The following is a 13432-nucleotide window of genomic DNA, read 5'->3' on the forward strand; positions in this document are numbered from 1 at the left end:
CTGGGTCACCTTCGCCGGTGACAAGTACGACTGGGTGTCGTGGCAGACGTACACGATGGTCGGCGGTTCGATCGTCCTCGGTCTGCTCTTCCTACTCGTCGAGTCCAAGGCCAGCCAGCCGATCATCCCGCTGCGCCTGTTCCGCAACCGCACCATCACCCTGTCGTCGCTCGCCTCGCTCTTCGTGGGCATCGCGATGTTCACCGGCACCGTCTTCTTCGCCCAGTACTTCCAGCTGGCCCGGGACAAGTCCCCGACGATGTCCGGCATCCTGACGATCCCGATGATCGGCGGTCTGTTCGTCTCCTCCACCGTCTCCGGCCAGATCATCACCCGGACCGGCAAGTGGAAGGCCTGGCTGGTCAGCGGCGGCGTCCTGGTGACGGCCGGCCTGGGCCTGCTGGGCACCATCCGCTACGACACGGCCTACTGGAAGATGGCCATCTTCATGGCGCTGCTGGGTCTCGGCATAGGCATGATGATGCAGAACCTGGTGCTGTGCACGCAGAACCAGGTGGCCCCGAGCGACCTCGGTTCTGCCAGCTCCACGGTCACCTTCTTCCGCTCCCTGGGCGGTGCGATCGGCGTCTCCGCGCTCGGCGCGGTGATGGCCAACCGGATCACCCACTACGTCAAGGACGGCCTCGCCGACCTCGGCCCCAAGTACGCGCACCTCGCCTCCGGCTCGGGCTCCGGCGGCTCCATCCCGGACATGAACAAGCTGCCCGCGCCGCTGCGCACGGTCATGGAGAGCGCCTACGGTCACGGCATCGCGGACGTCTTCCTGATCGCGGCCGGCATGGCGTTCCTCGCCTTCCTGATCACGCTGTTCATCAAGGAGGTCCCGTTGAAGACCAAGGGCGGTCTGGCGCAGGCCGCGTCGCCCGAGTCGGAGCAGGCTGAGGCGCCGGCCGCGGCCGCCGCCGAGGTTCCCGGCCCCGTCGAGGAGAAGGTCCCGAGCTGGGCGGTGGCGACCACCGAGGCCCGTCCCGAGGGCTCGGCCACGCAGAAGCTCGCGGCCGTCGCCACGGTGGCTCCGAGCGAGCCGGCCGCCGGTGCCGGCGGCGGGGTCCCGGTGCGCGGCTTCGTCCGGGGCGCCGAGAGCGCGCCGGTGCCGCAGGCCGCGGTCACGCTGATCTCCCTCGGGGGACGGCAGCTGGGCCGGTCGGTCTCGCAGGCCGACGGTGCCTACGCGGTGGACGCGCCGGGTGCCGGTTCCTACGTCCTGATCGCCTCCGCCGACGGCTTCCAGCCGCAGGCGTCCACGATCGTCGTGAACGGTGAGCCGGTGGCGTACGACATCCTGCTCAGTGGCACCAGCGGGCTGACCGGTGTGGTGCGGGCCGTGGAGAACGGGCTGCCGGTGAAGGACGCCATGGTGATCGTCACCGATGTGCGCGGCGACCTGCTGGCCACCGCCACCACCGGTGAGCAGGGCGAGTTTTCCTTCGCCGAGCTGGTGCCGGGTGCGGTGACCGTCGCGGTGAACGCCACCGGGTACCGCCCGCGGGCGCTGCCGGTCGAGGTGGGCGGCACCGGGGTCACCCGGGTCGAGATCGACCTCGACTCCGGCGCGCAGCTCCAGGGTGTCGTCCGTGCCCCGCACGGGCCCCTCGCGGACGCCCGCGTGACCCTGGTGGACGCGGCGGGCAACGTGGTCGGTACGTCCACCACCGGCACGGACGGGGCGTACGCCTTCACCGACCTCAACAGCGGTGACTACACCGTCATCGCGACGGGCTACCCGCCGGTGGCGACGGCCCTGACCGTCACCGGCCGCGGTGTCGACGACCACGACATCGAACTCGCCCACCCCGGCGAGTAATCCGAATCCGGCCCGTGGCGGGGCGTGCTCCGAGCGGAGGTGCGCCCCACCACGGGCCGGCTTCTTACGACCAATTTGTAAGGCTTTGCACGCGAGTGAGCCGAAGGGGCGAGCACGGTCGGTCTCTCGACACCGGCCGGGCGCCCCGCGGGCGAACGAGCAATGGAAAGGGAAAACGGGATGGGACTGACCGCGAGGATCCGTACCCGGGACGGATGGGCCGTGTCGCACGCGGTCGTCACGGTGACCGACATGACGGGCACGCAGGTACTGCGCGCCGAGGCCGACCACGAGGGCGCCGTACGGGACACCACCGAGCTGGCACCGGGGGCTTACACGGTCATCGTCACCGCGGTCGGCTACGCGCCCGCCGCCTCCAGCGCGATCGTCACCGCCAGCAGGCGGGCCGAGATCGGCAGCGTGACACTGGCCCGCCAGGGCGGCACCGAACTGCCCCCGCCCGGGCCCTGGACCATCGACCCGGCGCACTCCTCGGTCGCCGCGGTCGCCCAGCACCTGGGCATCTCCAGCGTGCACGGCCGGTTCACGGACTTCTCGGGCACCATCGAGATCGCCCCGGACGAGGTCACCAAGTCCCGTGTGGAGGCGGTCATCCACGCCGCCTCCATCGACACGGGCAACGGCATGCGCGACGGCCACCTCAAGTCCCCGGACTTCCTGGACGCCGAGCGGTACCCGGAGATCACCTACCGATCCACCGGTCTGACCATCGCCGGCTCGGACCGCTGGACGGTCAGCGGCGAGCTGACCATGCACGGCATCGTCCGCCCGGTCGACCTCGCCCTCGCCTACCTCGGCACCGGCCCCGACCCCTGGGGCGGCACCCGGGCCGCGTTCCGCGCGACCACGGAACTGCGCCGCGAGGACTTCGCCATGAACTACAACCAGGTCCTCCAGGCCGGCATCGCCGCCATCGGCACCACCCTGAAGGTGGAGCTGGACATCCAGGCCGTCCAGGGGGACTCCCTTCCGCAGTCGTAGGCACGGCAGGGTCAGCCTGATTGGTGTGTGGGGGCGGGTGAGCTCGTCCCGTGCGTGGATGCTGAAGGGGTCAGCAGACGAGGAGTTCAGGCAGGCGCGCATAGCAGTAGGGGTGCCGCTGCACCCGATCTTCGCCGACGCTCCTGACGAGGACGGGGCCTGACCGAGATGATGCCGCGGATCCGGTAACGACGTCGACCAGGGCCACCTGTCCGTCTCCACCACACGGTCGGCGGTGTCGATGCAGAGAACTACCTCCTCCGTGACTGTGATCTCCGCACTCTCCGACCGAGGACTGTCAGATGCGCCTGGCACGATGCCTGGCATGAGCCCGACAGCAGAGCTGACGCAGAAGACCCTGACCGAACGCGGCTTCCGCGGCTTCGTGCCGTTCCGTGAACTGCCCGACAGCAACGTCCCCACCGGGCACGGAATCTACGTGGTGATCCGCACGGACACCTCGCCCCCGTCGTTCCTCCCCACCAGCCCTGCCGGACACCTCAAAGGCCGCGACCCGTCCGTGACGGCCGACAATCTCGGCGATGCCTGGGTGGACGGGGCAACGGTCGTGTACATCGGCAAGGCCGCGGGCCAGGACGGATTGAATCAGCGGCTTGCCGACTACCGCCGCCACGGCACCGGTCTGCTGGCTGGCCATTGGGGCGGTCGCTACATCTGGCAGCTGGTCGACTCGGACGCACTGCTCGTCGCCTGGCGGCCGATGACCGAGGACGACGCAGGTGAGGCTGAGCAGGACCTGATCGACGAGTTCAAAGAACTCCACGGAGGAGCTCTGCCCTTCGCCAACCTCAGGAACAACGCCCGAAAGGCCCCGGAGACGGACACCAACATCGACTAACCCCCGGTCACCCTGCACCGCCCAGGGGCCGCGCGCCGACACCAGACCGAGGCCAGGGGGACCTATACCAACGACTCCTCAAGAGCCTGCCGAACAACTCGGAAGGCCAGAAGAACCTCTTCATTGCCTACCATCAGATCCTCGGGCCCTCCCCCGGCGATCCGGCTCTCCTGCCCGAAGTGTGGCTGCACTGGGACCACAGGACCGTTCAAGAACGCGGCCCTGAGGCGTTGCTGCGCTCCCGCATGGATTTCCTTCTGCTGCTGCCTCACGGACAGCGCGTCGTCCTGGAGGTCGACGGATCACAGCACTACACCCGCGACCGCGGCCGTACTCCGGATACAGGCAAGTACGCGGACATGGTCGCCGCTGACCGAGATCTCAAGCTCCGGGGATACGAGGTGTTCCGCTTCGGCCACGACGAGCTCAAGCGTCTAGATGCCGCCCAGTCCCTTCTGCGGCAGTTCCTCCCAGACATGTTCTGCCGCTTCAGAGTGAGCAGCTGACGCTCTCGGAGTCGGCGCAGGATCCTGTGCATGGGCAAGCGCCCAGTCCGATACCCGCCGGGCTCCTCAGGCCAAAGGCAACTGACCGAGCGGTCGGCCGCGGTCGGCCTGCGCCTCCAGCAGAGCAGCCACGTCCGGGCCCCGCGTGAAGACGGGACCGTCCCAGTACGCCGGGACCGCCACGGGCGTAAGGCACACCTCGGTGCCGTGGACGCGCGCGGCGTCGAAGAGGGCCTGCAGCATCTCCACGCCCGCGAGGTCGAGCGCGCCGAGGCGGGCATGCCACGTCTGCGTCTCCAGGTCGTACGAGGCGATTTGGCGGAGCCTGTCGAGTTGCTCCTGCCATTGAGAATCGGCGGCCGGCGCTGTCTGGATGGTGGCCTCCAACACCCACACACCCTGGGGGGAGTTCGGCGAAGTCATGCAAGGGACGGTAGACGTCACGACTGACAACTCGCCCGGTCGGGTGAATCCCCAGCCTGAACCGACCCCGGCCGGGCACGAACACGTACTGACAGACGTGGACCAGATCCGAGAAGCACACCTGTCCGAACCCGGCCTGCTCGTCATCGACGTGGCGGGCTTCGACGATGACACCGTCCTCGCTTTCCAGGCCGCGATCGCCCGAACCTGGGGGACCGCGACCGCCGAGCGCACCACCCGAGATCCCGGCCAGCCCGGGGTGCGGCTGCGGATGTACACCGATATGCGGCAGGTCCTCGAGGAGGCCACCGCATCCCTGCGACACGGACCAGGTGCTCGATGGTGGTGCCGAGCGGCGCGTAGGCCAGGTGGTAGGCGATCTGATCGGGCTACGGTGTGACGGAGGTCGACGCCGTCTACCGGCCCACCGCCGTGGCCGACGAGGGGATCTCGGACCAGCTCCGCATCCCGCTCGCCCACCTGCGCCGCATGCGCACCGAGAACGTCCCCGCTGCTGGTCGAGCACGTCAACGCGTGGGTGCGCCAGGAGCCGGAGCGCCGTTTCATGCTCCGCGCGTTCCGGGGCGACAACGGCCCCGGCATGCCGCCCGCCGAGGGCGTGGCTCGCGCGCTGCTGTCCGACAGCTACAAGCTGATGGACAACGTCGACATGCTGCTGGCCGCCCTGGACGGAGTGAAGCAGTCCGGTCACCCCACCCGCGTCACCGGGTGCGACCTGACCGACCGGCGTATGTATGCGCGCGTCGAGCCCTGGTCTCCGACGGTCATCCGGCTCTGGTGTTCAGTCCGGTCGGCCAGCCGTACTGCACCACGCCCGAGCGCTTCGATCAGATCTCGCCGCGCTGGATCGACGATGGGGAGGAGTCCTAACCCGGCCGCCGACCCCGCCCGCCTCGAGCGCCCCCCACCCGGCTCTGGAGGCCCTGCCCGAGCGCAAGCGCCGCGAGTTGTGCGAGCTGCACGGGATCGCACTGGGGCGGTGCATGCTGTGCGGACCGCGCGAGTATTTCGAGTGCCAGCGGGGAGCGTCCACGGCCAACGCTACCAAGCCGTTGGCCAGGACACATACAGAAGTTCGGCTGGAGTATCAGGACGGCGTGACTGCGAAATCGTCAAACTGCGCGGTGATGTACGAGCTTGGGCAATCGGGGGGTGCGGCGCACGCTTGTTCACCGTCGAGCATCAGGCCAACCTGGCCGTGGTCGTAGGTGGGGTCGGTGACGGTAGCCGCGGGAACGCCGTCGATGATCACCGTGATGGTGTCGCCGTTGAAGCGAAGGGCCATCTGGTGCCATTGGCTGGTGCCCATGGCGGCCGCGTTTCCTTGCGCGATGGTCACTGTCTTGTTACTTCCCGGGCTGCACTGGGTCGTTGGGCAGCCCTGCACATCTTGGAGGGACCACGCGCCGGTGTCGGAGATGTTGAGGTAGTAGCCCATCCAGATGTTGACGTGCGGTTTGTTTGCGGAGCTGAGCTCGTTGACGACCCGGCCGAGCAGCGAGACTGTTCCCGGTTGCTGCAGCAAGAACTTCGTGCTGACCTGGTAATCGGTCCACGACGCGTCGCCGACAAGCGTCACCGGCGAAGGTACCCGTGTCCACTTGGTGGGCTGCTGGGTGATGACCTGCTGCAGGCACTTGCCGGCGTGCACACCGGTCCCGTCGACGGCATGACCGCACGGGGCGATCTCGAAGGCACCTTCCATGTCGGAGAAGTACCGGGGGGTGCTGCCCTTCTGGTAGCCGTCGAAGGAGTCCCTGAAGGGAAGCGTCAAGGTGGCCGGGGGTGGAGAGCTTGCGGCTCCCTTGCCGCCCTGCATGGTGGTCAGCGTGTAGACCCGGTCTGGCTGCAGCGTGATCGTATATGAGCCGTCCTCGGCGGGCTGTACGTCATCGCCTTGAGCGAACCATGTCGACGGGTCAGCGGAATCGGGTTGAGTCGACCAGAGGTGCAGCGTGTCCGTGGACAGCCCGCCGCCGACGGTAACGTGCACGGTTTGGGGCTCGGTTGCGGCCGTTGTCTCGAACACCGTGGTGTAGTCGCGTCCCGCCGTGGTCGATCGCGCCGTGTCACCGGCGGACGGCGACTGGCGAGTGACATACGTCCCGCCGCCGTCGAGGTGGCCGGTGGCGGAGTCTATGTACCGCCATCCCGGCCGGGTGAACTGCGCGGTCTGCGCCAGCACCCACAGGGTGGGCCCGAGATCGTAGTAGCCGGACCACGGCTCATTCGCTTTGAGCAGCCCGCTGTCCTGGAACTGGACCGTCGGGTACCAGGCGTAGGCGGCGGGCCAGTTGATATAGGCCGTCATGCGCGAATCGATGTACGCGTGGTTGATCTCGGCAGCGACATCGGCGGCGCCGGTGAGGTAGTTCTTCCAGCCGTCTTCGCTCGCGAACAGCGGCTTGTCCAGCGACAGGGCGTCCGCGGAGCTCGAGCAGTGCGTCTGTGAGCAGGGGTAATGGATGCCAACCACGTCGACCGCCGCGTCGAACGCGGGGTCGTTGACCATGTCGGTCGCCACATTCCAGCCGCCGTTGTCGGCGGCGACCAGCTGCACGTCCTGGTAGCCGTGCTGGTCGAGCGCGGCCCTCAGGTTCTCGTACCAGGTCTTGTCCCAGCCCTTCTCGTTCCAGCCGCCGAGGTAGCCGATCGTTAGGCCGTGCTGGCTGGCGCAGCCCAGCCAGTTAAGCAGGTAGGTGATGTTGTCCTGGGACCAGAAGCCCCCATCGAACCAGCCCGGGGCCCCCCATTCCAGGCCGTAGAACTTGATCGCGGGATTGCGCTTCTTGGCCTGCTCCATGAGCCACCATTCATAACCCGCGGTGCAGTCGACCTGCCCGCGGGCCCGCTCGTGGCTCGGCTCGGCGCCGTTGCTCGAGTTCGTATCGCTACCGATCTCGACCTTGAGTATCTGCAGCGACGCACCGTATCCGGGCTTGAACAGGTAATCGAGGATCCGATTGCGCTCTGGTTCGGGGTAGTCGACCAGCAGTCGCGACGTTCCTCCTCCCCCACTGATCGCGCCGACGCCGTCGAAGACCCGGCCCGTGCCGTTGCCGTCGACGCTGATCGCCTGCCCGGCCTGGCCTTCGCCATGCGCCGGCGTCACCGCAGGGGTCACCAGCACGATGCTCACGATGGTGAGGATCACCGCCGCGACCCGCCCTACAGACTTGCCTGTCCAAAGCCACGCAAGGTGCACGCTGTACCTCTCTCCGATCGACACGGCAGAGACGAGCCTGTTCGAAATTTCGACAGGCGGTCGGTATCACGAACGCAGGCAGGTTAGCCACTGGGCTGAGCAATAGTCAAGAGTCGGTTAATACATGGCAGTTGCCAGTCGTGATCTCGGCCGTCCGGTCATGCGGTCGCCTCCGCGGTGACGTTGTTCCAGTGCCGGTGGCAGGCAATGGCGCGCTGTTGATGGCGGCGGCGCCAGGCGGACCCGTGCAGGACGTGGTCGGTCGCGGCGGGGCGTCGGGATAACGGTGGCGCGGAGGACGGCCAGGAGTTCGCGCGGGCTGGCCAGGACAAGATCGATGCCTGCGGGGCGGGTGGCGCGGGCGCGCGTGACGGTCAGGACCGCGGCGGCCAGGAGGCAATCAGGCTCCAGCGCATCCACGAGGTCCAGCAGGTCACCTGGCCCTGGGGGACTTCGGAAAGGCCTGGTCAGGCATTTCTGGACCACGTTTGTGTGTGGCCGGCACATGCCAGGCCACGGCCACGGCGAGGAGACCATACTCGTGCCTGCGGCCACCGCGCCCAATGCGGTGCCGCGGACTCTGGATTCGCTGCCGCGCGAGCTGTGAGTGCTGAGCCTGCACGCGGCGTGGACCGCGTCCGCGGCGGTCATCGCGATGTATGCCCCCGCAGAGCCGGTCGTCTACACGCCTGGCGCCCTGTTCACGCCGGAAGAGGACCTGGAGCGGGCCTTCTGTCACGGCGACGAGCACGTCATCAAGCTCACCGACACCGCACTGGACGTCGGTGACGAACGCGCCCCCGCCCCCGCCGCCGCGCTGTGCGCGGTCGAGATCAGCCAGCCTCTGCTCTGAACTCGCCGTCCGCCAGGGCGTCTCCCAGGGCCGTGCGCCCGTACAGCACGTAGTAGCCCTGGCGTCGGGACACCAGCAGACCAGCCTCGCGCAGCACTGACAGATGGGCCGACACGGTCGACGGCGCCAGGCCGTGGCGGCGGGCCAGGTCCGTGGTCGAGGCGGGGGCAGTCAGGCCGGCGAGAACTGCGGCGCGCTGGTGGCCCATCAGCCGGGCGAGCGCCTCCGGCGGGGGTGGTGCCGGGGCGGCGTGGAGGCGGCCCATACCTCGGGCGGGGTAGATAACCGTCGGCTGCCAGGGGCGGGCGAAGCCGCTCACCACGTCGGGCCACACGAACACGCTCGGCATGAGCAGCACGCCCCGGCCGTCAGCGCGTTGGGCGTCGGCCGGCTCGTCGTACATGCGCAGGACGAGGGTGTGGTCCGTGAAGTCGATGCCGGGGTGCAGGCCGGTGAGCAGTGCGTCGAGCCCGCCGTCCGCAGACTGGCGCGAGCGGTGAGCGATGTCTGCCTCCAGCACGGCGCGGTGACGCGGCCAGTCCGGCGCGAGCAGGGCCTGCCAGGCCCGCTCGGTGACGTCGGCGAGACGCTGGACGGTGACGGCGGGGTCGTCGAGTGCGGCGCGCCCCTGGGGCGATTCGGCGAGTCCGGGGGTGCAGGCCAGCGAGCGGGTCATCTCCGCGTGGGCCAGGGCAGGATCGGTGGCGCGCATCCGCGCCAGCTCATCCTCGATGGAGGGGTAGGGCTCCTGCGGCGGCGCACCGAGAAAGTCCGGGGTGTAGCCGCCAGCGGACGGGATGAACAGCCACAGCGGTGACAGGCGGAGGCCGGCGACCGTGTGCCGGATGCGGCGCAGCCAGCTCCGGTGGTAGCCGTGCCGGGCCGGTCGGCGGAGCATACGGAGCGCCTCGTGAGTCTGGCACAGCGGCGAGATCGCGAACCGGCAGCGGGTCAGGTCGTCTGTGCCCAGATGCAGGGTGAACGGCATGGCGACCTCCGTCGTGAGCAGCGATTCGTCCTGGATCGAAAGAGTAGAGGCACCGTCCTCGGGCCACGCACGCTTGCCCCGACTTCCCACGTAGGAAAGGCGGATGGATGGGCAGCGTACGTCCGGCTCCGTGGCACCGGGCCGCCGTCGTCGCGGCGCTGATGCTGGCGGCGTTCACCTTCAACACCACCGAGAACCTGCCCGTCGGCCTGCTCTCCCTCATGGCGGCCGATCTGCGGGTGCCGCTCGTAGCCGTGGGCGCGCTGGTCACGGGGTACGGCCTGGCCGTGGCCGTCGTCTCGCTGCCGCTCGCCCATGTCACCCGGTCCGTGCCGCGCCGGTATCTGCTCGCCGGGCTGCTGGGGCTGCTCGCCGTCGCCAGCTGGGTGTCGGCGCTGGGCGGGGTGTCGTACGGACTGCTGCTGGTGGCCCGGTTGGCGACAGCTATGGCTCAGGCGCTGTTCTGGGCGGTGATGGGTCCGGTCGCGGTCGGTCTGTTCCCGCCCGAGCGCCGGGGGCGGATCATCGGGCTGCTGTCCGTCGGGGGTTCGCTGGCCACGGTGGCGGGGGTTCCGGCCGGGACGTGGCTGGGCGGGCACACCGAGTGGCGGACGCCCTTCGCACTGTGCGGTGCGTTGGCGCTGCTCTCGCTCGCGACCATCGGCGTGCTCCTGCCGACGTCCCGCCCGCGGGAGAGCCACTCCGCGTACGGTGTCGCACCCGACCGGCGGCGGTTCTACGTCGTCCTCGCCACCACCGCCCTGTCGGCGGCGGGTGCCTTCGCCGGATTCACATATGTCGCCGCCTTCCTCCACGACGTGAGCGGGTTCGGCGAGAACGCGGTGAGTGCCGTGCTGTTCGCGTTCGGCGGCGCGGGGCTGGCCGGGGTCACCGCGACAGGGCCGCTCCTCGACCGCTTCCCGCGCGCCACGCTCATCGTGCCGGTCGCGGCCCAGGCGGTGGCGCTGCTCGGCCTGTACGCGGCAGGGCACAGCCAGGTGGCCGACGTCGTGCTGATCATGCTGCTGGGCGCCTCGGCCGGACCCGTGTTCATGGCGGCGCAGCGTCAGGTGCTCCATGTGGCGCCGGACCGCACCGAGACCGCGCTCGCAGCCAACTCGGCCTCTTTCAATGCGGGGTTGGCCGCCGGTGCGCTCATCGGCGGTGCACTGCTGCCCGTGGTCGGAGTGCGCGGCACGTTCCTGGTCGGAGGGCTGCTCACGGTAGGGGCGTTGGCGGTGCTGACCTGGCCTGCACGCGGCGGCTTCGAGAACGCTGCATGCAGCCGGCCCCGCAAGCGCCGGCCAGTGCCTCGCTGACAAGCTTCGCAGCGCCGCGGGAGTGGAGACGCCGGAGTATCCGAGCCTGGCCACCCGGGACGAGCAGATCGAGGCAGGAGCGGGCCGCACCGCCGCTGAACTCGGCCGGCCCAACCTGAACTGGCTGCCGATGTGGTGATTGACAACGACGACCCTGCCGAGCCTCGGGTAGTGAAGTGGTCAGTCTGACCCCTTTGCTGATGTGGTGGCAGGTTCAACTCTGGGCGGCGACGCGGGCTTGAGTGAGAGCGAGGCTGGCCCGCGTCCCGCCTCGATCCCGATCCGTATCTGCGGACGGCGGGCAGCGACATAGGCCCACACCATCGCGCACCCACGGCACCGACCGTGCCGTCATTGGCGCGTCGGCACTTCTCAGGCCCCCCTTCCTCTACTGATCAACAGCCGCAGACCGAGCATCCAAAAAAGTCGGCCGAGCAACTGGCCCACAGCTCTTGACAGTTGATCAGTCAGACGTTCTCGGAGACCAGTACGGCGGTGGTGCCGGGTTCCAGCGCGCGGAAGATGTGCGGCACGTCGGCCGGATACGCGATGTAGTCGCCGGGATGGAGTTCGATGGGGTCATCGGCCAGGCCGACGAGCGCACGGCCAGTGCTGAGCACCACATGCTCGATGACACCGGGCAGGTGCGGGCTGGACGTGCGCTGGCTGCCGGGCTCGGCGGTGATGGTGTAGATGTCGCGGCGGGCACCCGGTGGGCCGGCCGCCAGCAACGTGGCCCGGTAGTCGGCGTGTTCGGCAGACACGGCCGGGCCCTGGCCGGCGCGGACCACCCGGACCCGAGGCGTAGGCAGGTCAAGCAGCCTGGAGAAGGGGATGCCGAGCGTGACGCAGATTGACCACAGCGTCTCCAGACTGGGGTTGCCGGTGCCGGACTCGAGCAGGGAAAGCGTGGACTTGGACAGCCCAGCACGGCGGGCTACCTCGCTGAGCGAGAGTCCGGTACGGCGTCGCTCGCGGCCCAACGCCAAGGCAATGGTCTCCATCGGGGGGACGGGGGCCGAAGCCGGCGGGACAGCACCGTCGGACGGCGGGGGCGGGGGCGCTTGGGGTGGCATCGACATCCGTTGTTGTTGACCGACAGATTTCGCATGTTCATTATATTCAACATGCGATCGATATGGAGAACCCTGGATCGGAACTTATTGCGCGGAATAGCGCTGGCCTGCCTGTCGGTGGGCGTCATCGGCATCTCCTACGGCGCGGTCTGCGTCACCTCGGGGTTCCCCTTGTGGTTCCCGGTCCTCGCCGCCGCACTGGTGCTCGCGGCATCGTCAGAGTTCCTGTTCGTCGGGATGATCGCGGCCGGCGGCAGCCCTGCAGCCGCAGTCCTGCTCGGCCTGCTGGTCAACGCCAGGCACCTGCCGTACGGGCTGGCGATGCCGCCCCGAGTGATCCAGCCCGGGTGGCGCCGGATCGTGGCCTCGCACCTCATGAACGACGAGAGCGTGGTGCTGGCCCTGGCCCAGCCGGACGTGCCACGACAGCGCAGCGCCTACTGGATCTGCGGGGTGGGCATGCTGATCTGCTGGCCTGCCGGGGCGCTCCTCGGGGGGCTGGCCGGAAACGTCATCCACGACACCGATGCCTTCGGGCTGGACTCGATGTTCCCTGCGGTGATCCTGGCGCTCATCCTGCCGGCCCTGCGCGAGCGCGGGATGCGCCGGGCCGTGCTGACCGGGGCGGCGATCACGCTGGCCACGACACCCTTCCTGCCGTCCGGGCTGCCGGAGCTGCTGGCTCTGTGCGCGGTCTTCCTCAACTCGGCCCCCGAGAAGAAAAAGAAGGCGGTCTGATGCCCTACCGGCCCGCGGTGCTCGTCGCCCTGCTGGCCCTGGCGGCCGGCACGTTCCTCTTTCGCTTCACCGGACCAGTGCTGCGCTCCCGGCTAACCTTCCCGCCGCAGGCCGAACGCCTGCTGAACACGGCGGCCATCGTGCTGCTGGGCGCCTTGGTGGCTTCCTCCGCGCTGGCCACCGGCCACCACATCGGCGGTGTCGCCCGGCCGATGGGGGTACTCGTGGGCGGCGTGCTGGCGTACCGCAAGGTGCCCTTCCTCGTGATCGTGGCAGCCGCCGCGGCCGTCACGGCAGTCCTGCGTCTGCTGTCCGTGCCCTAGCCCGTGTCGCGTCCCGACCCCGAGAACGATCGGATCCGGTTCGTCCGACCCCACCCCGGCCACGACAGCACACCACTGAACGCCGAAGCGACGCCCCCCGCCCGACGACGAAACAGCTCACCGTAGGGCACTCCCCCATGGACACCACGACAGAACTCCACCGTCTGCAGACCACACAGCCCCAGAAGGCAGGCATATCACCAGGCGACTACGCGGTGCTACTGGCACTCAGTGACCCTCTCTGACATCGTCGGGTGAGACGCCCCGAAATGATCAGATATTGTGGGCGGGCAC

At 69.0% G+C, this 13432-nt stretch carries 11 protein-coding genes and 2 pseudogenes; 9 read left to right on the plus strand and 4 right to left on the minus strand.

Annotated elements, in window-relative coordinates:
* The 4 genes from IEZ19_RS47510 to IEZ19_RS47525 form a co-directional block, all read left to right on the plus strand.
* Window positions 1-1825: MFS transporter (locus IEZ19_RS47510; protein ID WP_189317594.1), on the plus strand; the 1825-nt coding region annotated here is incomplete at its 5' end.
* A gap of 180 nt (window positions 1826-2005) precedes the next feature.
* The gene (locus tag IEZ19_RS47515; protein ID WP_189317595.1) at window positions 2006-2827 is read left to right on the plus strand and encodes a YceI family protein; all 822 of its coding nucleotides are present in this window, start codon (window positions 2006-2008) and stop codon (window positions 2825-2827) included.
* Between the two features lie 325 nt (window positions 2828-3152).
* Window positions 3153-3686 carry a hypothetical protein gene (locus IEZ19_RS47520; RefSeq protein ID WP_229841661.1) on the plus strand — a complete coding sequence of 178 codons (534 nt, stop codon included), beginning with the start codon at window positions 3153-3155 and terminating at the stop codon, window positions 3684-3686.
* Window positions 3687-3931: 245 nt separating this feature from the next.
* Complete coding sequence (locus tag IEZ19_RS47525; protein ID WP_189317597.1) at window positions 3932-4192, plus strand: putative endonuclease domain-containing protein; 261 nt, start codon at window positions 3932-3934, stop codon at window positions 4190-4192.
* 66 nt (window positions 4193-4258) lie between these two features.
* On the opposite strand, the gene IEZ19_RS47530 is transcribed toward IEZ19_RS47525, so the two are convergent.
* Window positions 4259-4615 carry a hypothetical protein gene (locus IEZ19_RS47530; RefSeq protein ID WP_189317598.1) on the minus strand — a complete coding sequence of 119 codons (357 nt, stop codon included), beginning with the start codon at window positions 4613-4615 and terminating at the stop codon, window positions 4259-4261.
* On the opposite strand from IEZ19_RS47530, the pseudogene IEZ19_RS52265 reads away from it, so the two are divergent.
* Window positions 4614-4898 (plus strand): annotated as a pseudogene (locus IEZ19_RS52265) (DUF6207 family protein); the annotation flags it as partial. The gene IEZ19_RS47530 and the pseudogene IEZ19_RS52265 sit on opposite strands and share 2 nt — an antisense overlap.
* Before the next feature lie 825 nt (window positions 4899-5723).
* Here IEZ19_RS52265 and IEZ19_RS47535 read toward each other — a convergent pair.
* Window positions 5724-7775 carry a galactosylceramidase gene (locus IEZ19_RS47535; protein WP_189317599.1) on the minus strand — a complete coding sequence of 684 codons (2052 nt, stop codon included), beginning with the start codon at window positions 7773-7775 and terminating at the stop codon, window positions 5724-5726.
* Between the two features lie 580 nt (window positions 7776-8355).
* On the opposite strand from IEZ19_RS47535, the pseudogene IEZ19_RS47540 reads away from it, so the two are divergent.
* Window positions 8356-8694, plus strand: a pseudogene (locus IEZ19_RS47540) (questin oxidase family protein); the annotation flags it as partial.
* On the opposite strand, the gene IEZ19_RS47545 reads toward IEZ19_RS47540, so the two are convergent.
* Complete coding sequence (locus IEZ19_RS47545; RefSeq protein WP_189317600.1) at window positions 8675-9682, minus strand: ArsR/SmtB family transcription factor; 1008 nt, start codon at window positions 9680-9682, stop codon at window positions 8675-8677. The pseudogene IEZ19_RS47540 and the gene IEZ19_RS47545 sit on opposite strands and share 20 nt — an antisense overlap.
* Before the next feature lie 107 nt (window positions 9683-9789).
* Here IEZ19_RS47545 and IEZ19_RS47550 point away from each other — a divergent pair, with 107 nt between their 5' ends.
* On the plus strand, window positions 9790-11001 hold the full coding sequence (locus tag IEZ19_RS47550) for an MFS transporter (RefSeq protein WP_189317601.1): 1212 nt from the start codon (window positions 9790-9792) through the stop codon (window positions 10999-11001).
* A 467-nt stretch (window positions 11002-11468) separates the two neighbouring features.
* Here IEZ19_RS47550 and IEZ19_RS47555 read toward each other — a convergent pair whose 3' ends face one another.
* On the minus strand, window positions 11469-12005 hold the full coding sequence (locus tag IEZ19_RS47555) for a helix-turn-helix domain-containing protein (protein WP_229841663.1): 537 nt from the start codon (window positions 12003-12005) through the stop codon (window positions 11469-11471).
* Between the two features lie 159 nt (window positions 12006-12164).
* Between IEZ19_RS47555 and IEZ19_RS47560 the strand changes: the two genes are divergently transcribed.
* Together IEZ19_RS47560 and IEZ19_RS47565 are read left to right on the plus strand one after the other, a co-directional pair.
* Window positions 12165-12815: an AzlC family ABC transporter permease gene (locus IEZ19_RS47560; RefSeq protein ID WP_229841664.1), complete on the plus strand. Its 651-nt coding sequence runs from the start codon at window positions 12165-12167 to the stop codon at window positions 12813-12815.
* A complete protein-coding gene (locus IEZ19_RS47565; protein ID WP_189317602.1) occupies window positions 12815-13138 on the plus strand; it encodes an AzlD domain-containing protein in 324 nt (107 codons plus the stop codon). Before IEZ19_RS47560 ends, IEZ19_RS47565 begins: the two co-directional genes overlap by 1 nt.
* Window positions 13139-13432 lie beyond the last annotated feature (294 nt).

Origin of the sequence: Streptomyces brasiliensis, assembly GCF_014647875.1 — a bacterium.
GTDB lineage: Bacteria > Actinomycetota > Actinomycetes > Streptomycetales > Streptomycetaceae > Streptomyces > Streptomyces brasiliensis.

Bases quoted from the DNA above. Each gene is read 5' to 3' on its own strand.
- IEZ19_RS47515 (WP_189317595.1), top strand. From the start codon at position 2,006: ATGGGACTGACCGCGAGGATCCGTACCCGGGACGGATGGGCCGTGTCG.
- IEZ19_RS47520 (WP_229841661.1), top strand. From the start codon at position 3,153: ATGAGCCCGACAGCAGAGCTGACGCAGAAGACCCTGACCGAACGCGGC.
- IEZ19_RS47525 (WP_189317597.1), top strand. From the start codon at position 3,932: ATGGATTTCCTTCTGCTGCTGCCTCACGGACAGCGCGTCGTCCTGGAG.
- IEZ19_RS47530 (WP_189317598.1), bottom strand. From the start codon at position 4,615: ATGACTTCGCCGAACTCCCCCCAGGGTGTGTGGGTGTTGGAGGCCACC.
- IEZ19_RS47545 (WP_189317600.1), bottom strand. From the start codon at position 9,682: ATGCCGTTCACCCTGCATCTGGGCACAGACGACCTGACCCGCTGCCGG.
- IEZ19_RS47550 (WP_189317601.1), top strand. From the start codon at position 9,790: ATGGGCAGCGTACGTCCGGCTCCGTGGCACCGGGCCGCCGTCGTCGCG.
- IEZ19_RS47555 (WP_229841663.1), bottom strand. From the start codon at position 12,005: ATGGAGACCATTGCCTTGGCGTTGGGCCGCGAGCGACGCCGTACCGGA.
- IEZ19_RS47565 (WP_189317602.1), top strand. From the start codon at position 12,815: ATGCCCTACCGGCCCGCGGTGCTCGTCGCCCTGCTGGCCCTGGCGGCC.